General features: G+C 72.2%; 18 protein-coding genes and 2 pseudogenes. 10 read left to right on the plus strand and 10 right to left on the minus strand.

Translation table 11 applies throughout. The features are described from left to right. Window positions 1–375 precede the first annotated feature (375 nt). Complete coding sequence (locus ACZ6D7_RS42865; RefSeq protein ID WP_469503185.1) at window positions 376–1,332, plus strand: ABC transporter substrate-binding protein; 957 nt, start codon at window positions 376–378, stop codon at window positions 1,330–1,332. Between the two features lie 31 nt (window positions 1,333–1,363). On the opposite strand, the gene ACZ6D7_RS42870 is transcribed toward ACZ6D7_RS42865, so the two are convergent. Further along, window positions 1,364–1,960: a GTP-binding protein gene (locus ACZ6D7_RS42870; protein ID WP_469503188.1), complete on the minus strand. Its 597-nt coding sequence runs from the start codon at window positions 1,958–1,960 to the stop codon at window positions 1,364–1,366. A gap of 121 nt (window positions 1,961–2,081) precedes the next feature. After that, window positions 2,082–3,284, minus strand: a complete 1,203-nt coding sequence (locus ACZ6D7_RS42875) for a DUF5685 family protein (RefSeq protein ID WP_469503191.1) — start codon at window positions 3,282–3,284, stop codon at window positions 2,082–2,084. 346 nt (window positions 3,285–3,630) lie between these two features. Between ACZ6D7_RS42875 and ACZ6D7_RS42880 the strand changes: the two genes are divergently transcribed. Beyond that, entirely contained in the window at window positions 3,631–4,068 is a 438-nt protein-coding gene (locus tag ACZ6D7_RS42880; protein WP_469503196.1) for a cell division protein SepF, read from the plus strand. Window positions 4,069–4,103: 35 nt separating this feature from the next. Here the strand turns inward: ACZ6D7_RS42880 and ACZ6D7_RS42885 are convergent, their stop codons facing one another. Further along, on the minus strand, window positions 4,104–5,294 hold the full coding sequence (locus ACZ6D7_RS42885) for an acyl-CoA dehydrogenase family protein (RefSeq protein WP_469503198.1): 1,191 nt from the start codon (window positions 5,292–5,294) through the stop codon (window positions 4,104–4,106). Between the two features lie 140 nt (window positions 5,295–5,434). After that, window positions 5,435–7,036, minus strand: a complete 1,602-nt coding sequence (locus ACZ6D7_RS42890) for an MFS transporter (RefSeq protein WP_469503201.1) — start codon at window positions 7,034–7,036, stop codon at window positions 5,435–5,437. A 256-nt stretch (window positions 7,037–7,292) separates the two neighbouring features. Between ACZ6D7_RS42890 and ACZ6D7_RS42895 the strand changes: the two genes are divergently transcribed. Together ACZ6D7_RS42895 and ACZ6D7_RS42900 are read left to right on the plus strand one after the other, a co-directional pair. Further along, the gene (locus ACZ6D7_RS42895; RefSeq protein WP_469503204.1) at window positions 7,293–8,567 is read left to right on the plus strand and encodes a mannosyltransferase family protein; all 1,275 of its coding nucleotides are present in this window, start codon (window positions 7,293–7,295) and stop codon (window positions 8,565–8,567) included. A 227-nt stretch (window positions 8,568–8,794) separates the two neighbouring features. Next, the gene (locus tag ACZ6D7_RS42900; protein WP_469503206.1) at window positions 8,795–9,829 is read left to right on the plus strand and encodes a phosphatase PAP2 family protein; all 1,035 of its coding nucleotides are present in this window, start codon (window positions 8,795–8,797) and stop codon (window positions 9,827–9,829) included. Between the two features lie 111 nt (window positions 9,830–9,940). Here the strand turns inward: ACZ6D7_RS42900 and ACZ6D7_RS42905 are convergent, their stop codons facing one another. After that, window positions 9,941–10,156, minus strand: a complete 216-nt coding sequence (locus tag ACZ6D7_RS42905) for an I78 family peptidase inhibitor (RefSeq protein WP_469503209.1) — start codon at window positions 10,154–10,156, stop codon at window positions 9,941–9,943. Between the two features lie 386 nt (window positions 10,157–10,542). Between ACZ6D7_RS42905 and ctaD the strand changes: the two genes are divergently transcribed. Then, window positions 10,543–12,234 carry an aa3-type cytochrome oxidase subunit I gene (ctaD, locus tag ACZ6D7_RS42910; protein ID WP_469503213.1) on the plus strand — a complete coding sequence of 564 codons (1,692 nt, stop codon included), beginning with the start codon at window positions 10,543–10,545 and terminating at the stop codon, window positions 12,232–12,234. Window positions 12,235–12,286: 52 nt separating this feature from the next. On the opposite strand, the pseudogene ACZ6D7_RS42915 reads toward ctaD, so the two are convergent. From ACZ6D7_RS42915 to ACZ6D7_RS42930, 4 genes and pseudogenes are all read right to left on the minus strand, one after another. Further along, window positions 12,287–12,616, minus strand: a pseudogene (locus tag ACZ6D7_RS42915) (hypothetical protein); the annotation flags it as partial. Next, window positions 12,595–12,957: pseudogene (locus ACZ6D7_RS42920) on the minus strand (helix-turn-helix transcriptional regulator); the annotation flags it as partial. The pseudogenes ACZ6D7_RS42920 and ACZ6D7_RS42915, both read right to left, overlap by 22 nt. A gap of 184 nt (window positions 12,958–13,141) precedes the next feature. Further along, window positions 13,142–14,416: an ABC transporter substrate-binding protein gene (locus ACZ6D7_RS42925; protein WP_469503216.1), complete on the minus strand. Its 1,275-nt coding sequence runs from the start codon at window positions 14,414–14,416 to the stop codon at window positions 13,142–13,144. Further along, window positions 14,391–14,930 carry an MTB12 C-terminal domain-containing protein gene (locus ACZ6D7_RS42930; protein ID WP_469503217.1) on the minus strand — a complete coding sequence of 180 codons (540 nt, stop codon included), beginning with the start codon at window positions 14,928–14,930 and terminating at the stop codon, window positions 14,391–14,393. The genes ACZ6D7_RS42925 and ACZ6D7_RS42930 overlap by 26 nt, the downstream gene beginning before the upstream one ends. A 119-nt stretch (window positions 14,931–15,049) precedes the next feature. On the opposite strand from ACZ6D7_RS42930, the gene ACZ6D7_RS42935 reads away from it, so the two are divergent. Genes ACZ6D7_RS42935 through ACZ6D7_RS42945 form a run of 3 tightly spaced genes read left to right on the plus strand, consistent with a single transcriptional unit; the run spans window position 15,050 to window position 18,857 of the window. Further along, entirely contained in the window at window positions 15,050–15,526 is a 477-nt protein-coding gene (locus tag ACZ6D7_RS42935) for a hypothetical protein (protein ID WP_469503220.1), read from the plus strand. Further along, window positions 15,526–18,204 carry an ABC transporter permease subunit gene (locus tag ACZ6D7_RS42940; RefSeq protein ID WP_469503236.1) on the plus strand — a complete coding sequence of 893 codons (2,679 nt, stop codon included), beginning with the start codon at window positions 15,526–15,528 and terminating at the stop codon, window positions 18,202–18,204. The genes ACZ6D7_RS42935 and ACZ6D7_RS42940 overlap by 1 nt, the downstream gene beginning before the upstream one ends. Then, entirely contained in the window at window positions 18,201–18,857 is a 657-nt protein-coding gene (locus ACZ6D7_RS42945) for an ATP-binding cassette domain-containing protein (protein WP_469503223.1), read from the plus strand. The genes ACZ6D7_RS42940 and ACZ6D7_RS42945 overlap by 4 nt, the downstream gene beginning before the upstream one ends. A gap of 39 nt (window positions 18,858–18,896) precedes the next feature. Here the strand turns inward: ACZ6D7_RS42945 and ACZ6D7_RS42950 are convergent, their stop codons facing one another. After that, on the minus strand, window positions 18,897–19,613 hold the full coding sequence (locus tag ACZ6D7_RS42950) for a transglycosylase family protein (RefSeq protein WP_469503226.1): 717 nt from the start codon (window positions 19,611–19,613) through the stop codon (window positions 18,897–18,899). Between the two features lie 519 nt (window positions 19,614–20,132). Between ACZ6D7_RS42950 and ACZ6D7_RS42955 the strand changes: the two genes are divergently transcribed. Together ACZ6D7_RS42955 and ACZ6D7_RS42960 are read left to right on the plus strand one after the other, a co-directional pair. Further along, window positions 20,133–20,915: a hypothetical protein gene (locus ACZ6D7_RS42955; protein ID WP_469503227.1), complete on the plus strand. Its 783-nt coding sequence runs from the start codon at window positions 20,133–20,135 to the stop codon at window positions 20,913–20,915. 134 nt (window positions 20,916–21,049) lie between these two features. Further along, entirely contained in the window at window positions 21,050–21,490 is a 441-nt protein-coding gene (locus tag ACZ6D7_RS42960) for a hypothetical protein (RefSeq protein WP_469503231.1), read from the plus strand. Window positions 21,491–21,592: the final 102 nt, after the last annotated feature.

Raw genomic sequence — 21,592 nt, forward strand, 5'->3', positions numbered from 1 at the left:
GCGGCACGGCGCGGTCACGGCCGAGCCCCTCAGCAGGGCCGTACGGCGAGACTACGGGGGCGTTTCCCGTCGCTGTCAAGGCCGTCCACACTGTGAGCCGTACATCTCAACTCGGTTGACGGGCAACCGGGGACCTGTTCCACTTGGCCCATGCATCCGCAGCAGTGGCTGGTCACGCGCTCCCACATCGACTTCGGTCGAGTGTGGTCCTCTTCCTGTTGAGCTGACCCCCTGCGCGCCCCGATCCGCTGAGCGGACGGGCGCCTTTCGCGTTCTCCCCCCTTCTCTCCTCTTCTCTCTTCTCTCCTCCCGCCTTCACACGCGCACCCCTCCCCTCGCGCCCCTCTCGCCCTTGCTCCCAGGAGACCGCACCCCATGCGCATGCCCTCGCGTGCCCGCCATCGGCATTTCACCCCCTTTGCCCTGATCACCTCGGTGACCCTGCTGCTCACCGCGTGCGGAACCGGCTCGGCCGGCACCGGCACCGACACCGCGGAGGCCGCGGCCCGTTCGGACGCGATCCCCACCACGGACGTCGTCTCCGGGATCCGCAAGGACGAGGCGGCCGCCGGGCTGCTGCCGTCCGGTGTGACCGGTGTGACCGTCGGCCTCAGCGTCGGCGGCACCCCGCCCGGCACCAGCTATCTGGACGACGGAAAGACACTGGCCGGCCAGGACGTCGACTTCACCCACGCCGTCGCCAAGGTGCTGGGCATCGAGGTCAGGACCGAGCAGGCGAGTTTCGAAGCGATCCTGCCCGCCCTCGACAGCGGCAAGTACGACCTCGGCGTCAGCAACTTCGGCGTCACCACCGAACGCCTGAAGACGATCGACTTCGTCACCTACATCAACGACGGCCAGGGCTTCGCCACCCGCGAGGACAGCAAGCTGAGCAAGGTGACCGACCTCGGGCAGCTGTGCGGGCTGAACATCGCCACCGGCGCCGGCACCACGTTCGAGGCCACGCTGGAGGAGAACAAGCACGTCTGCGCCGACGCCGGAAAGAAGGCGTACACCGTGCAGACCTACAGCGAGCAGGGCGCCATCTGGTCCTCGCTCCAGCAGGGCCGCAGCGACATCGTGATGTCCACGATCAACGGCCTGCGCTACGCCGTGGCCCACCAGAAGGGCGTCAAGTTCCTCAACGAGTTCCACCGTCTGGACGTCGGCTTCGCCTTCGAGAAGGGCACGAAGCTGGCCCCGGCCTTCCAGGCGGCGGTGAACAGGCTGATCGAGGACGGCACATACGCCCGGATCCTGAAGAAGTGGGGGACGGCGGGCTCGGCCATCACGAGGTCGGAGATCTCCCCGCCGGAAGTGCGCACCCCCTGAACGGGCGCGGGTATCCGTGCTCCCACGGCGGTCAGCGCACGACCACGGCCCGGCGCCCGGGATCGTCCCGGACGCCGATCACCCGGTCCACCAACGCGCCCAGCACCTCCCGCACGGACCCCGCCTCCCGCGCGTCGCACTCCAGCACGGGGATCTCCGCGCTCAGCCCCAACGCCGCCCGGACCTCGTCCAGTTCGAACCGATCGGCTCCGTCGAACCGGTTGACCGCGAGGACGAACGGCGCACCCCGTGCCTCGAAGTAGTCGACCGCCGGGAAACACTCCTCGATCCGCCGTGTGTCCACGAGGACGACCGTGCCGAGCGCGCCGTCCGCCATGTCGTCCCAGAGGAACCGGAACCGGCTCTGTCCGGGCGTGCCGAACAGATAGAGGCGGACGGCACGGTCGAAGCTGATCCGCCCGAAGTCGAGGGCGACCGTGGTGGTCGTCTTGGACTCCACGCCCGCCAACGAGTCCACGCCCACCGACACCTGGGTGATGGGGGCCTCCGTGTCGAGGGGCTCGATCTCGGAGACGGACCCGATGAAGGTCGTCTTGCCCACCCCGAGCCCCCCGCTCACCACGATCTTCAGGGCGAGGGGCACGGTTTTGTCTGAGCGCCCGGACATGGTCCCTGGTCCTTTCGAGCTGCGACGGCCCCACGGAGTCCGCCTCCTCGACGAGAGATACGGCCGCGGGCCGCCGACCGCTCACCGGGCCGGGGAACCCCGCCGAAAAAGTGACGTCACGTCAGCACGAGCAGTCGCAGCCGCAGCCGTCGCAGCAGTCGCAGCCGTCACAGCAACTGCAGCAGTCGCCGCAGCCGTCACAGCAACTGCAGCAGTCGCCGCACCAGCCGTCCCGCTTCTTCCGCGACCAGGGCCCCTCGAACTCGTCGGCGCAGCACACCTGGCAGGTGCAGAACAGCCCGAGCGCGACGGCGCATCCGGCGAGCAGCCCCCGCTTGTCCGGGCGCGGCGGCTCGCCCCCGAAGGGGTTGCCGGGCGCGTTCGGATCCACCGGGCCCTGCGGGGCATAAGGCCCGGTCGGCGGCCCGAAGGCGCCGTCCGGCCCGTGCGCGTGCCCGCACGAGCGCGTCCCGAAGGCCCGGTCCACCGACCGCTCCAGCTCATGGGCGAGCAGCAGATGCGCCAGCTTGCCGTCCGTGAACTCGACGTCCTTGAGCGCGAGCCGGATCCCGTGCAGGGCGTCGTCGGCGAGCCGCCGGGCCTCGGTGAGCGGGGTCCCGGTCGCCGTCAGCGGGTTCCAGGCGCCGGACGCGGCGTCCGTCTCCCGGTCCTCGACGGCGTCCAGCAGATGGGCCAGCCGTCCGAACAGACGCCCGGCCTCGGCGAGCGGCCCGGCGTTGCCGGGCCGGCCCGCCAGGACCGCGGTGTGCGCGAACGCGGCGGCGGTGGCGGTCTCGGTGGGCTCGGTGACGGTCAGCAGCGGGGTACCGGGTCCGGCGAGGGACTCGATCCCGACCTGCCGGTCCACGGCGTCGAGGAGGACCGCGGTGTCGAAGCCGACCGCGGCCCCGCCGCGCTCCCCCGCCCGTCCCCAGCTCGCGGCGACCCGGCGCGCGGCGACGGCGACCGGACGGCGCCTCAGCAGCCCGTCCCCGTCGGCGACGTGGTCGTGGACCTTGGCGGAGGCCAGCACCAGCGAGACGGCGGCCGCGAGCCGGGCACCCTCGCCCTGGGCGACGGACGCGGTGCGCATCCCGCGCAGGGGGCACGGTCCCGCCGTACGCCGCCGGCCGCCGGCCGTGGCCGGCTCGGCCTGAGCTTCCGTCAGAACCGAGATGAGCAGGCCGTCGTAGTTGGTGACGATCCGTGCGAACTGTCCGTGGTCGCCGCGCAGCGCGAGGCAGAGCCCGCACAGATGAGCCATCCACTGGGCCTTGAGACGGTCTCCGAGACGGTGACTGCACGGCCTGACGATTCCGAACACTGCGATCCCCCGGGGTTCTACGATGTGATTGCGGGTAGCCGCAATCTGCTGTCAAGTGCGTGAGGCTGCCGCATCGTATCGACCGATTGTCATGCCGGTTCCGCTTGTCCTGTTCACCCGTACGCACCGCCCTTCACCCGTACGCCACGAAGAGTCATATTTCACTCTCAGTCAGCAGCCGTGCACGGTACGACCCTTGGGAGACGCGGGCTCTCGACGGATTCGCTGTGCACCAGTACCGTCACAAACCCCCCGCGCGGCGTCTATCCACTTGGCGCGACATCCGCATCATGGACGACCATGGGGATGCGGAAAGCAAGAAAGACCGCTGTGAGAGGAGGCGTCCATGGGATCGGTGCGCAAAGCGAGTGCCTGGCTTGGCCTCGTCGACGACAACGATGACGAGCGTTACTACGACGACGACTACTCCGAGGGGACCGACTCCGGGGACGCCTGGGTCACCGACCCCCGGGTGAAGGTCGCCTCGGACACGGCCGAGGAGAAGGGCCGCCGGATCGGCACGGTCACCCCGGACAGCTTCCGGGACGCGCGGGCGATCGGCGAGCTGTTCCGTGAGGGTGTGCCGGTCATCATGAACCTCACGGCCATGGAGGCCGCCGACGCCAAGCGGGTCGTCGACTTCGCGGCCGGGCTGATCTTCGGTCTGCGCGGTTCGATCGAGCGCGTCTCGACCCGGGTGTTCCTGCTGACCCCGTCCAACACGGAGATCGTGAACGGCGACCCGGTGGGCCGCCGTTCGGACGGCTTCTTCAACCAGAGCTGAGGCAGGGCCGCTCACCGGCCCTGCCCCCTCGGGGGTCAGCGGAAGGCGTCGAGCCCGGTGAGCGCCTTGCCCAGCACGAGCTGGTGCATCTCGACGGTGCCCTCGTAGGTCAGCACGGACTCCAGGTTGGTCGCGTGCCGCATGACCGGGTACTCCAGCGAGATCCCGTTCGCCCCCAGGATCGTCCGCGCCGTACGGCAGATCTCGATGGCCTCCCGTACGTTGTTGAGCTTGCCGAAGCTGACCTGCTCGGGACGCAGGCGGCCGGCATCCATGCGCCGCCCCAGATGATGGGCGAGCAGAATCCCCTTGTGCAGTTCGACGGCCATGTCGGCGAGCTTGGCCTGGGTCAGCTGGAACCCCCCGATGGGCCGCCCGAACTGCTCCCGTGACTTCGCGTACTCGACGGCGGCCTCGAAACAGGCGCGCGCCGCCCCCATGGCTCCCCAGACGATCCCGTAGCGGGCGTGGGACAGACAGCTGAGGGGTCCCTTGAGGCCGACGACCTCGGGAAGGACGGCGTCGGCGGGCAGCCGCACGTCGTCGAGCACCAGTTCACTGGTCACACTGGCCCGCAGCGACCACTTGTGCTTGATCTCGGGCGCGGAGAACCCGGGGCGGTCGGTCGGCACGACGAACCCCCGGATCCCTCCGTCGGTCTGCGCCCACACCACGGCGACGCCCGCCACCGACCCGTTGGTGATCCACATCTTCCGGCCGCTCAGCACCCAGTCCGAGCCGTCCCGCTTGGCGAAGGTGCGCATGCCGGCGGGGTCGGAGCCGTGGTCGGGCTCGGTGAGCCCGAAGCACCCGATCACCTCACCGGAGGCCATCCGCGGCAGCCACGCCCGCTTCTGCTCCTCGCTCCCGAACCGGTGGATCGCGTACATGGCGAGCGACCCCTGCACGGAGACCAGCGAACGGATCCCGGAGTCGGCGGCCTCCAGCTCCAGACAGGCGAGCCCGTACTGCACGGCGCTCGCCCCGGCGCAGCCGTACCCGCTCAGTGACATCCCGAGCGCCCCGATCGCCCCGAGTTCCCGGGCCAGCTCCCGGATCTCCGGCAGCTCCCCCTTCTCGTACCACTCGGCTACATACGGCAGCACCCGGTCCGCGGCCCAGCTCCGCACGGTGCCACGGATCGCGAGATCCTCCGGCTCGAGCAGATCGTCGATCCCGAGCGGATCGGCCGGGTCGAACGGGGGCAACTTCGAGGACGCGGACATACGACAGCCTCCGATGGCACAAAAACTAGCACCGCTCATCACGATGCCCGCCCGACGTTAACGACCGCTCCCCGTACACGTCCAGTACCCGCCGAGCCGACCTGCCGCGGCCGCTCTCCGTCACGGGAAGGGGACGAGCGTCACGCCGAGACGCGGGACTCCACGACCTCCCGGGGCGACGGAAGCTCCACCCCCACCGCGGGCTCCTCGCACTGCATCACCCGCGGCAGCCGCAACGCCATCACCGCACCCAGCAGCAGCAACCCCGCGCTCACCAGCAACGTGACATGCAGCCCGTGCACGAAACAGTCCCGGGCCGTCCGCCTCAGGGCCACCCCGACCGGCCCGCCCAGCTGCGCGGCGACCTCGTACGCCTCCCCCAGCGAATGCCCCGCCGAGACCGACGCCGACTCCGGCACCCCGGGCACCGAGCTGAGCCCGGGCGCGTACGCCGCGTTCATGACGCTCCCCAACAGGGCGATCCCGATCCCGGCGCCCAGCTGGTACGACGTCTCCCCGATCGCCGCCGCGCCGCCCGCCTGCTCCGGCGGAGCCTCGCTCAGCATCGACTCATAGGCCGCGAACAGCGTCGTCTCCAGCCCGAACCCGAGCAGCACGAAGCCGAACAGCAGCAGCCCCGTGTTGTCCGACTGCCCCATCGCGGTCAGCGTCAGCACCGCCACCGCCGTGAGACAGAACCCCCCGCACACCATCCGGCGGGGCCCGAACCTCCGCAGCAGCTTCGCCCCGGCCAGGCCCGCGGCCATCGCCGCGAAGGTCAGCGGCAGCAGTCGCAGGCCGGTCTCCAGCGGTGACAGCCCCAGCACCAGCTGGAGATACTGCGCGGCGATCAGCTCCAGTCCGACCAGCGCCAGCATGGCCAGCACGATGCACCCCACCGACGTACTGAACGCCGGCCGCGCGAACATCCGCAGGTCCACCAGCGGATGCGTCCGCCGCCGCTGACGGCGGACGAACAGCACCAGCAGCGCCGCGCCGACCAGCAGCGGAACCACGGTGAACACACCGAGTTCCGCGCCGCCCAGCCGCTTCACGCCGAGGACGACTCCGAACAGACCGGCCGCCGCCATCAGGGCGCCGATCACGTCCCAGGGGCCCTTCGCGCTCCCGCGCGACTCCGGCAGGAGCATCCGCCCCACCGGCAGGCTGACCAGCATCAACGGGATGTTGACCAGGAAGACCGAACCCCACCAGAAGTGTTCGAGGAGGAAGCCGCCGAGCAGCGGTCCGACCGCCGCGCCGACCGCGGCCACCGCACTCCAGACGCCTATCGCCAGCGCCCGCTCCCGCCGGTCGGGAAAGACCTGCCGCAGGATCGACAGCGTGGCCGGCATGATCATCGCACCGCCGACACCGAGCAGCGCCCGCGCGACGATCAGCACCTGGGCGCTCGGGGCGAAGGCCGCCAGCGCGGAGGCGACGCCGAACAGGGCGTACCCGAGCAGCAGCACCCGGCGGCGGCCGATCTTGTCGCCGAGCGTGCCGAAGAGGATCAGCAGCGCGGCGCAGACCAGTGGATAGGTGTCGACGATCCAGAGCAGCTCGATGGCGCCGGGCCGCAGGTCCTCGGTGACGGCGGGCACCGCGACATGCAGCACGGTCGCGTCGACGGCGACCAGGAGCAGGCTGACGCAGAGCACCAACAACACGACCCAGCGGTTGGCACCGGCCCCGGCCGTCCGACGGCGCAGCCCAGCGGCGGCCGTGGTCGTCCCGGACATGTACGTACCTCCCAGGTATCCCTCGATCCGGCGGGCTCACGGGGTGGGGACTCCCCGCGACTCGGCCGGAGAGGAGCGGTGGTCTCCGGCCCGCGCAAACGAACACGAGTGGAACGCAGCGTACGCGAGTTCGCGCCAGGGCCACGTGGCGGACCTCTCACCGTCCACCGGGAACTATGTGGCGTACACCACTCCGCCTGGACCCGTCCGGACCCGCTGGGACCCCGCTTCCGCGCCCCCACCGATAATCGAGCCCGTGACCGATCTTGAGACGCGCGTGGCGGCCGCCGGCCCCCCGACCCTGCGCCGGGCGGCCCCCGCCCTGCTCGGGTACGCGGCCGTACGGGCCCTGGGCCTGCTGACCCTGGCCCTGTGGAGCGCCGCCCGCGACAAGAGCGCGTACACGCTGCTCACCGCCCGCTGGGACGCCCTGTGGTACACGAGGGTGGCCGAGCTGGGCTACGGCTACGAGGTCCGGCTGCCGAACGGCGACGTCCACTCCAATCTCGCCTTCTTCCCGCTGCTGCCGTGGCTGGAAAGGCTGCTGCACACGCTGACCCCGCTGTCGTACGCCGACGCCGGCTTCACGGTCTCCCTGCTCGCCTCGCTCGCCGCGGCCTGGGGGATCTTCGCGGTCGCCGACCATGTGTACGGGCGCCGGGCCGGTGTCTGCGCGGTGCTCGTGTGGGCCCTGCTCCCGGTCGGGATCGTGCAGTCGATGGCGTACAGCGAGTCCCTGTTCACCGCGCTGGCCGCCTGGTCGCTGTACGCGCTGCTCACCGGCCGCTGGGTGACCGCGGGCCTGCTCGCGTCGCTGTCCGGGCTGACCCGGCCGGTGGGGCTCGCGGTGGTCGCGGCGGTCTGGGCGGCCGGCCTGGCGTCCTTGCTACGGGACCGGGGCACCGGGTCGGCGTTCCCGTTCGGGCGGAGCGGCAGCACGGCGCCCGACTCCCGCGCGCACACCCCCGGACGCGCCCCCGACGCGCCCACCGGGGCCCCGGCCCCGCGCGAACCGGCCACCCAGGGCGCTCACCCGGCCGCACGCGCCCTGGGGATGCTCCTCGCCCCCCTCGGCGCCGCCGGGTACGTCCTCTGGGTCGGCCACCACACGGGCAAGGGCCCGCTCGGCTATCTCGACGTCCAGGCGGGCTGGCGCAACGGCTTCGACGGCGGGTACGCCTTCGCCCGCTTCGTCGCCGACAAGTTCACGTCATTCCCGTCCGCCCTGGCCGGCCTCGGCCTGACCGTCGGCGTCGCCCTGCTGCTCTGGCTGTACGTCGTCGGCGTACGTCAGCGCCAGCCGCTCCCGCTGCTGGTGTACGCGGGTGCGGTCCTGGCGCTCGCCCTGTGCGCCTCGAGCTACTTCGGCTCGAAACCGCGCCTGCTGCTGCCCGCCTTCCCGCTGCTGTTCCCCCTCGCACTGGCCCTGGCCCGGCTGCGGACCTCCCGGTCGGCGCTGGTCGCGGGCGGTGTCGCGGTGGCGTCGGCCGTGTACGGCGCGTGGTGGCTGAACGGCTCCGGTCCACCGTGACCGCCGGCATACGGACGGGGAATTGAACCCGAGCTTTTGGTGAACGCATTCATACGTTCCCTAAAACTATCCCCCTGAATGATCAAAGGAATTGAAGGGAAGAGTGTTCGAGGATTACCGAATCCGCAGGAATAAACGCCCTTCTGAGAGCAATCCCACATCACATCGTCATCACAAAGCCGCGGAATCGGCAGGCTTCAGAGCTCACTCGCTGTAACGTCGTTTAGGTGCGTACCGAACGAAACCTCACCCGTCTGGACCGGGTGTTCGCAAGGCTCGACCGTGAGCCGGAACGACCGGCCCACATCGATGTGCCGAAGATGAGCCGGCACCGGGTCGCGCTGTTCACCGCGACCCTGGCCTTCTATCTCGCCATCGTGTGGCTCGTGGTGATCACCTCGTGGCTGGTCCGCCTCGACTGGCAGGTCATGTTCTTCCGGCCGTACCAGCAGTGGCCCGAGATCCACGCGTTCCTGGACTACTACGTCGTGCTCGGCCAGCGCGGCCCCACCGCCGTGATGGTCGCGGCCTGGCTGGGCTGGAGATCCTGGCGCCAGCACACCCTGCGCCCGATGCTCACCCTGGGCGCCTCGCTCCTGCTGCTGAACATCACCGTCGGCGCCGCCAAGATCGGCATGGGCCGCCTCGGACCCCACTACGCCACCACCATCGGCTCCAACGAGATGGGTCTGGGCGGCGATATATTCCCCAGCGGCCACACCGCCAACGCGGTCGTGACCTGGGGAATCCTGGCCTATCTGGCCTCCACCCCGAGAGCCCGCCGCTGGCTGTCCGCGCTCTCCGCGGTGGTCTCGCTCGGCGTCGGCCTCACCACCGTCTACCTCGGCACGCACTGGCTGAGCGACGTGGTGCTCGGCTGGGCCGCGGGCCTGCTGATCCTGCTGGCGCTGCCCTGGTGCGAGCCGCTGATCGCCCGCGCCGAGGTCTGGCTCCTCGACCTGCGCGACCGCTGGCGCGACCGCGCCACCGGCACGGTCCCGGCGCCGGTCCCCGTCCCTGTGTCCTTCAAGCCGCGCAGCACGGTCCAGGACGAGGTCCCGGCGGCCCGCGAATCGGTCACCGCGGCCCGCGCGGCCCGACCACCCCTCTACCTCGCCCCGGGCCCGCACACGACCCGCTCGGAGCGCACGCCGGTCACCCCGGCCGGCAGCCGCCGGCCACCGCACCCCGACCGGCTGACGCATCCCGACCGCCTGCCGCGCGGCGCGGCCTCCACGGCCCGCCCGCTGACCGGCGGCTGACCTCCCGAAACGGCGGGACCACCGGTACGCACACACCCCCGGTCCCGCACCGCGAAGGCCCCGGCCCCGGCGTCATCCGACGCCAGGGACCGGGGCCTTCGTCGTGCCGCCTCAGCCCTTCCAGGCCCGGGCCACACGCCCGTCCCGGACCTCGAGGTTCAGCCGCCCGAAGAGGTACTCCATGGTGACGATCGTCCCCGGCGCGAGCGAGCGGACCGTGGACCACCCCCGTTCCCGGGCGAGCCGCTCGGCCCGGTCGGCATCGAGGCCGACATATCCGTCCGGATTGTCCTGGGGCTCCGCTGGCGGAGTGGGATTCGGTGCCATACGGCCACGCTAGGCGGCGGACCGTACCCGGGGAACCCGGAACCGCGATGTGGAGCACTCCGGTCACACTTCTGTCACAGGATCACGACACGCGTTTCAGTTCCACTCCCTCACACATATGAGCGGTTCGGGACCCGTCGCGTACGCCTTCCGCGCGTATTCGAACGCAATTCCCGCGTGTCGCCACGAACCTTCGATAAACCCGGCGGAAAGTGCCCGGAGAACCGTCCCCGGCATCCGTTTCATTCCGATTCCGCAGGGCCCGTGCGCGCTGACGGCCCATAGGAAATACACGGCTCCCCCACACGTCCCCGTACGCACCCTGCCGGAGCGGGCGGCACGGGTAGGGAGGCCCGGGGCGCGAGAAGCGAAGGGGCGAGCGAGCGATGGGGACGGACACCGCGGCGGCGACGGCACCACCCGCACCGGCCAGGAGCACGGGCCGGGTGGTCGTCGACTGGCTGACCACCACCGACCACAAGAAGATCGGCCATCTGTACCTGATCACGTCGTTCGGGTTCTTCCTGGTCGGCGGGGCGATGGCCCTGCTGATGCGGGCCGAGCTGGCCCGGCCCGGCATGCAGATCATGGACAACGACCAGTTCAACCAGCTGTTCACGATGCACGGCACGATCATGCTGCTGCTGTTCGCGACCCCGTCCTTCGCGGGCTTCGCCAACGAGCTCATGCCGCTCCAGATCGGCGCCCCGGACGTGGCCTTCCCCCGGCTGAACATGTTCTCGTACTGGCTGTTCCTGTTCGGCGGGCTGATCGTGCTCGGCTCGCTGCTGACGCCGGGAGGTGCCGCCTCCTTCGGCTGGTTCGCCTACGCGCCGCTCAACAGCCGGCAGTTCTCCCCCGGGGTCGGCGCCGACCTGTGGATCATGGGGCTGGCGCTGACCGGCTTCGGCACGATCCTCGGCGCGGTCAACTTCATCACCACGATCATCGGGATGCGCGCCCCCGGCATGACCATGTTCCGGATGCCGGTCTTCACCTGGAACACGCTCTTCACGTCGATCCTGATCCTGATGGCGTTCCCGGTGCTGGCGGCCGCGCTGCTGGTGCTGGAGTCGGACCGGCGGTTCGGTTCGCGGGTGTTCGACGCGCCCAACGGCGGGGCGCTGCTGTGGCAGCACCTGTTCTGGTTCTTCGGGCATCCCGAGGTCTACATCATCGCGCTGCCGTTCTTCGGGATCATCACCGAGATCATCCCGGTCTTCAGCCGCAAGCCGATCTTCGGCTATCTCACCCTGGTCGCCGCGACGATGGCGATCACCGGGCTGTCGATCGTGGTGTGGGCGCACCACATGTTCGTCACGGGCGCGGTGCTGCTGCCGTACTTCTCCTTCATGAGCTTCCTGATCGCGGTCCCCACCGGCGTGAAGTTCTTCAACTGGACCGGGACCATGCTCAAGGGCTCGCTGTCCTTCGAGACCCCGATGCTGTGGGCCGCGGGCTTCCTGGTGACGTTCCTGTTCGGCGGCCTGACCGGGGTGATCCTGGCGTCCCCGCCGATGGACTTCCACGTCTCCGACTCGTACTTCGTGGTCGCCCACTTCCACTACGTCGTATTCGGCACGGTCGTCTTCGCGGTCTTCGGCGGATTCCACTTCTGGTGGCCCAAGTTCACCGGGAGGATGCTCGACGAACGGCTGGGCAAGATCCACTTCTGGACGCTGTTCGTGGGCTTCCACACCACGTTCCTGGTGCAGCACTGGCTGGGCGCGGAGGGCATGCCGCGCCGGTACGCCGACTATCTCGCCGCCGACGGCTTCACCGCGCTCAACATGGTCTCGTCGATCGGCGCGTTCCTGCTCGGCCTGTCCACGCTGCCGTTCCTCTACAACGTCTGGAAGACCGCCAGGTACGGCAAAAAGGTCGACGTCGACGACCCGTGGGGCTACGGCCGCTCCCTGGAGTGGGCGACCTCCTGCCCGCCGCCCCGGCACAACTTCACGTCCCTGCCGAAGATCCGCTCGGAGTGCCCGGCGTTCGACCTGCACCACCCGGAGTACGCGGCTCTGGAGTCGTCGTCCGCCCGAGAGCCCGGCCCAGCCGGTCCCGGGCGGTCCTGATCGCCCCGACCAGCTCCACGGGCTCCAGCACCTCGAACTCGAAGCCCGTCATCATCACGTGCATCACCGACACGTCCAGGCTCGCGGCCCCGGTGCGCAGGACGCAGGCATCGGGCCCGTCGGCTTCCAGCGTTCCCGCCGACGGCGAGATCCGCTCGGCGGCCCGTGCCAGGGGCACCAGCAGCCGGAACCGTCGCGTGGGAGGCGTACGCGCGTGGAGACGCCCTTCGACACATAGGCGGCGAGGTCCTCGGCAGGTGGTTCGCGCGGCTCGAAGCGGGGACCGTGCGGCGGTCCGGGGGTGACGCGGTCCGCGCGGAACGTACGCCAGTCCGCGCGGTCGCGGTCCCAGGCGACCACGTACCAGCGGCGTTCGGTGCACACCAGGCGGTGCGGTTCGACGGTGCGGCGGCTGACCGTGCCGTCGTGCCCCCGGTACTCGAAGCGCGGGAGTTCGGTGTCCCGGCAGAGGTGGGCGAGTTCGGTGAGGACCGCCGGGTCGACGGCGGAGGACCGCGGCCCGCGCAGCAGGGGCACGGTGAAGGCGTTCAGGGCGCCCACCCGGCGGCGCAGCCGGTGCGGCAGCACCTGCTCCACCTTGGCCAGCGCCCGCACCGACGTCTCGCCGATGCCCTCGATGCCTTGCCCGGCGGCCGTGCGCAGGCCGACGGCGACGGCCACCTCCCCCACCCTCGAACCCTGCTCGGGCGGGGGGACCCCCACCGTCGTCGTCCAGGAGCAGCGGCGGCAACTCGGCGCCGACGCCCAGCTGGTAGCCGCCGCCGGGGCTGGCGTGGACGGGATAGCCCAGCTCGCGCAGCCGGTCGACGTCCCGGCGGCCCGTGCGGGCGGTGACGCCCAGCGTCCCCCACTGCCTCAGAGGTCTCCAGCATGCGTCCAGTCCGGCTCACGGCGTGTAGGGCAGTTGTGGCACGTCGAAGCAGGTGGTGTTCATGTCCCCCTGGGTGACCCAGCCCCGGCCGTCCTGCCAGCGGGCGACCGACAGACAAATCCGCCGGGTGCTCGGCGGTGCGGGAAGCCGCTCGAACCGTACGGGGAGCAGCAGTCCGTCGGCGTCGTAGTCCTGGCTGTGGTTCATGTGGTCGTCGACGCACGCGCGCGTGATGCCGCGCTCCGCGCACGACCGGGCCGCCCGGGTGAACCACATCGCGGCCGCCCAGCCCTCCAGCTGCCACTGGGAGTGCGTCTTCAGGCCCTTCGTCGCGTCCCGGAACTCCCGTACGGCCGGGTCGGAGGTGTCCTGGTGGTTGCGGCTGGATCCGGTGGCCCACAGGGCGTTGCGGCAGTCCGGGGAGTCCTTGTAGTCCTCGGGGACGGCGGACGTCCAGTTCTGTACGTTCGTCACCTTGGCGGTGACCTTCGCGCCGACCTCGTCCATGGCCCGGCACAGCTGTGCGTTGCCATGGGTGTCGAGGGCGTCGAAGACCAGGTCGGCGCCCTCGGCCTTCAGGTCGGCCGCGGCGGCGCGGAAGTTGGGCAGCGCGAAGTCGACCTGTTCACCGACGACCTTGTATCCCTCGGCCTTCAGTCCGCGTTCCACGAGCCGGGCGTAGGCGGCGGACGCCGGCTGGTTGTAGGAGACGACGGCTGCGGTGCGGGCGCCGTGTTCGCGCTTGAAGTAGCGGTACACCTCCGTGCCGCCGTACAGCGTGCCGTCCCAGCCCGGCGTGCCGTCGCGGGGTGCGAGGCTGCCGTAGATGCCGTACAGGTGCGGCCAGGTTTCGTAGGCGGCCCCGATGGGCTGGCCGCCGATGTCGGGCACGCGCGCGTGGGAGACACGGGAGGCGCCGGCGTAGTCGAGGGAGGTGGTGGCCACGAGGGCGACGACCTTGTCCTCGTCGAGCAGCTTGTGCACGCACGTGTTGTTGCCGACGCCGCTGCCGCCGTCGTCGCACAACCGCACCTCGACCCGGCGGCCGTCGATGCCCCCGCGCGCGTTGAGCCGGTCGAAATGGGCGAGGGCGCCGTCGCGGGGGCCGGTGAAGGCGCCGCCGCCGACCGGGCTGGTGGCGCTGGCGATGATGCCGACCCTGATCGTGGCGGCCGCGGGGGCCGTGGTGCGCTCGAAGTCGCTCTCCGGCAGCCGGCTGCCGCAGCCCGTGCCCAACAGGAGCAGCAGCGCCGCGGCGGCGGTCTCAGCAACCCGGAGCCGAGGAGGCATCGCCGCTCAACCGGACCAGCGCGCACAGCGTGGTGACGGACACCTTCCAGGTGCCGTCCTGCTCGACGGCCGTGCCGGTCGCGTGCGGCAGGGCGGTCGCGCCGTCGAGGGTGAGGGTGTACGTCACGGTCGCCCGCGTCGGCCCGGTGAACTCGACCTTCTCGACCTGAGCCGCCACCTGTCCGCCGCGCTGATCGCCGCCGAACGCCTGGAGGACGGGTCCCATCCGCTCGCCGTTCTCCAGGACGGCCCGCTTGTCGGCGGTGGAGGTGGCCGGGTCGAAGAACGTCTGCCAGTTCTGCCGGACGCTCCGCTCGGCCGCCGCCGGGTCGGCGGGCGCGCTCGCCGAAGCGCTGGGGGCGCCGGCGGTGATCGGGGCCGTACTGGCCTCCGCTCCGTCGCCGCCGTCGTCGCTGCACGCCGCGAGGGCCGGGGCGAGCACCAGGACCAGGGCGGCCGCCAGGGCCGTACCCCGTCGTGCGTCGCGCCGCCCGAGGTCGCTCCCGAGAACCATGGCTCACCGCCGGGTGTCGGTCCGGGCGTGCGCGCCCGGTCCTTTCAGGGTCAGCTTGCAGAAGGCATAGTGCAAGCCATCGGCCGACATGACCAGACGCCCTACACGGGGAGCCGGAGATGCGGACAGGACGACAGCGGACCGCGCGCCCCGTCCTGTGGGCCGGCTGGGCCGCGCTGGCCGCCGGCGCGGTGCTGTGCGCGGTCGGCTGGTACGGCGTCTCGGGCGAGCGCTACGCCGAACGGCAGCTGCCCTACCTCGCCTCCTGCACGATCCCGGGCGCCGCGCTGATCGTGGCCGGCGCGGTCCTGCTGACGTACGGGCGCGGTCAGGCCGCCTCCGCGCGCGTGGAGGAGCTGTACGGCCTCCTGGTGGCCGCCGCGCCGGCCGAGCCGGAGGACGACACGGCGGCCGCCTCCGCGCCGGTCGCGGTGAGCGGCGAGCTGCGGATGGTGCCGGGCGGCACGCTGTGGCACCGCGCGGACTGCCCGCTGGTCGCCGGGAAGCCGGAGGCGGTGCCGGTGGACGGCAGGCTGCTGGCGAGCGGTGAGCTGGACCCGTGCCCGATCTGCGAGCCGGACGCCGCGGACTCCTGATGTCGTCCCTGACCTACGACCTCACCCTGGCCGGCCTCGCGGTCGGCAGCGCCGCCGCGCTCTCCGGGATCGGTCTGGTCGTCACCCACCGGGCGACCGGCGTGCTCAACTTCGCGCACGGGGCGATCGCCATGGTGTGCGCGTACGCGCTGCGGCAGAGCGTGGTGGAGTGGGGCTGGCCGCTGTGGCCGGCCGCGGTGGTGACGCTGGTGGTCCTGGCACCGGCGATCGGGGTGGTGCTGGAACGGTTCGTCTTCCGGCCCCTGGCCGTCCTGGGCGGTGACCCCGCCCAGACCCTCGTCGCCTCGATCGGGGTGTTCGTGCTGCTCGTGGGCGGGGCGGAACTGGTGTGGGGGCCGGGGGCGCGCGACGACGCGCCCGAACTGGTGCCGGAGGATCCCTGGGGGCAGTTGGCGGTCGTGCTGGTGCTGGCGGCCGGGGTCGGCGCGGTGATCCGGTGGACACGGTTCGGGCGGGAGCTGCGGGCGGTGGTGGACGACCGGCAGCTCGCCGTGCTCGGCGGGATCGACGCGGACCGGGTGGCGGCGGCGGGCTGGGCGTTCGGCTCGTTCACGGCCGGTCTGACGGGCGTGCTGCTGGCGCCGTACGTGCGACTCGATCCCTATGGTCTGCCGCTGCTCGTGATGGAGGTGCTCGCGGTCGCGGTGGCGGCGCGGATGCGGAGTCTGCCGGTCGCGGTGGTGGTGGCGTTGGGCATCGGGATCGCGCAGAGCCAGCTGACGCGGCTGCACCCGTCGGGCCGGGGCGCGCCATTGCTCCAGGCGGTCGGCGCGAACCTGTTCGTGGTGGCGCTGCTCGTCGCCGCGCTCGTGCTGCCCGGCATCGGCACGCGGGACGCGCTGCCGCGTGCGGCGGGGGCACGCGTGCGTACGCCGCCCGGCGCGTGGATCGTGGCCGGGGTGCTGTTCCTGCTGCCGCTCGGCCTCGCGGGCCGGGACCTGCACACGTCGGTCCAGGTCCCCGCGCTCGGCGTGATCCTGCTGTCCCTGGTGGTGGTCACCGGCCGCGGCGGCCAGATCTCCCTCGGACAGGCGGCGTACGCGGGCCTGGGCGCCCTGTTCACCGCGCTGCTGGCGGCGGGCCGCTTCCCGGGCCTGCCGCGCCTGCCGGAACTGGCGGCGCTGGCCGTGGCGGTCCTCCTGGTGGCCCCGCTCGGCCTGCTGACCGGCTGGCCGGCGATCGGCCGCCGCGGCCTCGCGCTCGCCCTGGCGACCTTCGCGGTCGGCGTCGGCGTGAGCCGGTTCGTCTTCGCCCAGCCGTACGCCACGTCCGGACTGGCGCTGCACCGGCCCGCCGGCTTCGACGGGGACCGGGCGTACTACGTCCTGGAACTGGTCCTGCTCGGGGCCGCGCTGCTGGCGACGCGGGCGCTGCGCCGGGGCCGTGCCGGGCGGGCCCTGGCGGCGATGCGGGACCACGAGGCGGGGGCGTCGGCGGCGGGCGTCCGCGTCCCCGCCCTGAAGCTCGTGGCCTTCCTGGCGGGCGCCGCGCTGGCCGCCCTGGGCGGCGCGATGCTCGGCATGGGGCTGCGGGCCTTCGACGCGAGCGCGTACGACCCCGTGCGCAGCCTGCTGTGGTTCGCGGCGGTGGTGGTGCTGGGCGCCGACAGCACCCTGGGCGCCCTGGCCGCGGCGGCCCTGCTGGTCGGGTTGGACGCGGGGGCCCGGGGCGGGGTGGCGGCGGCGCTGGTGGGCGTCCTGGCCATCCTGGTGGGCCGCTTCCCGCAGGGGCCGTACGAGGCGGTGCGCGAGCTGGGCGAACGGGTGCGGGCGCGGCTGTGGCCGAGGGGGGAGCTGACGCCGCTGGGGGCACGAGTGCGGGCGCGGCTGGGGGCGGACAAGGACCGGACGGTGGGCGTGCGGCGGCCGGTGACCGCTGCGGGGCGGGCCCGGGTCTCGGCCGCGCCGTCCGAGGCGCGCCCCCGCCCCTCCGCCACCACCCCGCCCTCCGCCACCACACCCTCGGTCCTCACCGCCCGCCGTCTGCACGCCCGCTACGGCGGCTTCACCGCGCTCGCCGGTGCGGACCTCGACGTCCGTCCCGGGAGGGTCACCGCCGTCGTCGGGCCCAACGGGGCGGGGAAGAGCACCCTGTTCCACTGCCTCGCCGGAACCCTGCGCCCCGCGCGCGGGGAGGTGCGGTTCGGCGGGCGGGACATCACCCGGCTCCCGGCGCACACCCGCACCCGGCTCGGCATCGCGCGCACCTTCCAGCAGCTGGCCGTCTTCCCGTCGCTGACCGTGGAGGAGAACGTCCGGGTGGGCGCCGAGCAGGGGCGCGGCGGCGGACCAGCGGCCGTGGAGCGGGCGTTGGCGCTGTTCGGGCTGGCCGGTCCGGTCCGGGCGCGGCCCGCCGCCGGGCTGCCCACGGGCACGCTGCGCAGGGTCGAGCTGGCCCGGGCGTTCGCGGGCGACCCGCGTGTGCTGCTGCTCGACGAGCCGGCCGCCGGTCTCGACACCGCCGAGGTGACCGCGCTGGCCCGGATCCTGGGGGCGCTGGCCGCCGACGGCACCGCGCTGCTTGTCGTCGAGCACGACCTCGACCTGGTCGCGGACCTCGCCGACGTCGTGCACGTCATGGCGGCGGGCCGGATCGTCGCCTCGGGCCCGCCCGACCGCGTCCTCGACGCCCTCGCCGCACGGGAGGCCCCCGCGTGATCTCCCTGCGGCATGCGCGCGTGCGCTACGGCCCCCTGGAGGCCCTGCACGGCGTCACCCTCTCCGCCCCCGCCCCGGGCCTCACCGTCCTGCTGGGCCGCAACGGCTCCGGGCGGACGACGGTGCTGCGGGCGCTGGCCGGGATCGTGCCGCTGTCGGGCGGCGCGGTGGTCTGGGACGGGGCGGACGTGACGCGGACGCCGGCGTTCGAGCGGGCGCGGCGCGGACTGTGCCTGGTGCCCGAACGGCGGGCGGTGTTCGGCTCGCTGACGGTCCGGGAGCATCTCGACCTCGTCGCGGCGGACCGGCTGCCGTACCCGCAGCTGGAGCCGCTGCTCGACCGGCGGGCGGGGACCCTGTCCGGCGGTGAGCAGCGCATGCTCGCCCTGTCCCGGGCCCTGCTGGCGCACGCGCGCGTGGTGCTCGTCGACGAGCCCGCGCAGGGCCTGTCCGCGGCGGTCGCGGCCCGTACCTACGAGCTGCTGGCCGGGCTCGACGCGTGTGTGGTCGTCGCCGAGCAGCGGCTGCCGCCCGCGCTGCACGGCCACCGGGTGCTCGTGCACGAACTGCGGCGCGGTGGTGTGGTGTTCAGCGGCGAGGCGGCCGAGTGGACGGGCCGGGCCCGGGACGGCGCCGCCCCGTCCGGTGGGTGAACCGGACGGGGCGGGGTGCTGCCCCGAAGGGGCGAGGGCTCAGAGCGCGAGGCGCTGGCCGGGCACGATCAGGTCGGGGTCACCGCCGATGACGGCCTTGTTGGCGGCGTAGATGCGCTGCCAGGTGGTCCCGTGCCGGGCCGCGATGGTGCTGAGGGTGTCGCCCGCGCGGACGGTGTAGTCGCCGCGGGAGGTGCCCCGCGAGGTACCGGCCGTCGACCGCTCGGGGGCCTTCGAAGGCGTCGTGGACTTCGAGGGCTTCGAAGGCTTCGAGGACGTCGAGGAATTCGAGGAGCCGGACTTCGGGGTGCTCGACCTCGGCTTCGTGGACGTCGTGCCGGTGGTGGACCCGGAGGTCGCCGGCGCGCTGCCGGTCGCCCCGGCGCGTGCCGAGCAGGTCGGCCACGCGCCCCATCCCTGGGACTTCTGGACCTTGGTGGCGACAGAGATCTGCTGCGCCTTGCTGGCCTTGTCGGCGGTCGACGCGTAGGCGGTGCCGCCGTACGCACGCCAGGTGGAGGCGGAGAACTGGAGCCCGCCGTAGTACCCGTTGCCGGTGTTGATGTGCCAGTTGCCGCCGCTCTCGCACTGGGCGATGCGGTCCCACACTCCGCTGTCCGCCGCCGCGGCGTTGCCGGTGGCGGCCAGCAGTCCCAGGGGGGCGAGCAGCGCCGCCCCGGCCAGGACTGCCGTCGTACGCGCCTTGTTGCCGGCGGCGCGCGTGGTCTCGCGGGTGGTATCGGCACATTCGGACATGTAGATCCCTCTCTACGGACCCGGGTCTCCCCCAGGGCGGGGCGCTCCCCACGCGTCTACGCGGGTGTGGCGCTCCGTCCCCGTCACGCCGACGGTGATGCTGCGCGTGGTCTGGCTCTGCGCGGCCGGCGGACGTTCCCGAGCGGTGCTCGCTGCACACGGCGGAGCAATCTAGGGAGCCTGACGAGCCGTTATCAACCAACTCCCCGTTGTCGCAGGTCAGTTGACCGTTACCGCAAGTAGCAACCAATTCTGGCCACCCACTTCATGCCTGAATTTCCTGATTTGTCGACCAACACCTCGGATGCGTTGTGAGTCAGTTCACGGAACCAACTTCCGTGACCTCCCCGTTACTTGACAGAGAGTGTCCGATTCCGCACCTGTCGTGACCGTCGGCGCTCGGCGGTTCGATTCCGTTCGCCGTGCAGCGTGACTCCCACCACAGATCCCCCGTTGTCTCTGCATGAGCCGGGGACCCTCCCGGCCCCGCCACCGCACCGCCTTCCGAGGGAGTCACCCGTGCCGCGCATGCTCGACGTCAGCGACGAGGTACGCGCCGAGATCGGCGACGAAGAAGCCAACCGGCTGCTCGCCGGAGACAACGCCCCGGGCAGTTACGACTGCACGTCCTGCCGCACCCCGGGCGACTCCGAGCACGAGCGCACCAGCACCGTCCTGTTCATCGGCGACGAGACCGCCGTCCTCGCCTTCGCCCATGCCACCTGTCTGCCCTCCCAGGTCGTCCAGGTGACCGAGGAGCAGCTCCAGGGAGCGGTCCGCTCGATCAACGGCGACAGCGTCGACCTGGACCCCGACAAGGTCGCCCCCGAGCAGGCCGTGCTCGGCGTGACCAGCGGACTCGTCCTGATCGCCGGGGAGTTGCACCCCGCGCTGGTCGTCGAGCCGACCTCGCCGATCGTCCGCCCCGGCGCGACCGGCGTCGGCGACGACTTCCTGCCGCTCCTCATCGAGCAGGGCTTCATGCCGCTCACCGAGCTGTCCGACGTGCCGCCGGTGCAGCACGGCTGGTCCGTACTGCTCGCGATGGGCCAGCTGCACGCCGTGCTCCAGCCGTCGGCCAACGGCGGGCAGCCGGTGGCCTGGTGGCAGGCCCACCAGCCGCTCCAGGTGACGGAAGGATGGCGGGCCGCCGCCAACAAGCACCAGCAGGTGCTGATGTTCGCGGCGCCGGTCGGCTCCATCGGGCGCCAGCCGAGGGAGGACCTGCTGCGGGACGCCCTCGACAAGGCCGCGGCCAACGGGAAGCTGGTCGGCGCGGCGCTGCCGCTCGCCGGGACCTGAGTTCGCCCGCGGAGCGGGGAACGGCGGATCGTACGGCGGCCGAGGCCGACCGCGGCCGACCGCGCGGTTCCCCGCGCCCCTTTCGGGACGCTCCCCGACCGCATCCCTTGAAGGGTGCCGTCGTTTGGACATACGTGCACACCTACGACGTTCCCCGCCGCCAGGCCTTCGGGTCGGTCCCGTCCGCGCGACCGGCCCAGGACTCCCAGGGCGGCCCATCGGCCACGCCGATCTACGACGCGCTCTACGCCGAGTACGTCAAGACCTTCCGTTCACTGCCGGGCGACCGCAGCGGGGAGGACGATCTGGGGTTCACCGCGTTCGGCAACATCCCGCACAGTACGGGCTCCTACAGCACGGGCTCCTACACCGGGTACCGGCCGGGGTCGTTCAGCGCCTCGTACAGCGCGTACAGCGCGGGGGTGCAGAGCGCACGGCAGCAGTCGCAGTGGCAGCGCGTCGGCCAGATCGGCCAGCAGCAGACACAGTCGCAGGCACCGACACAGACACAGACACAGACGGCGATGGTGCCCGTCCCGGCGGCGCTGCCGCCCGGAGCCCGACGGGGATTCTGAACGACCCGGGGGTGGGGGGGGGGGGGGGGGGGGGGGGGGGGGGGGGGGGGGGGGGGGGGGGGGGGGGGGGGGGGGGGGGGGGGGGGGGGGGGGGGGGGGGGG

The organism is Streptomyces sp. NPDC041784 (assembly GCF_055591025.1).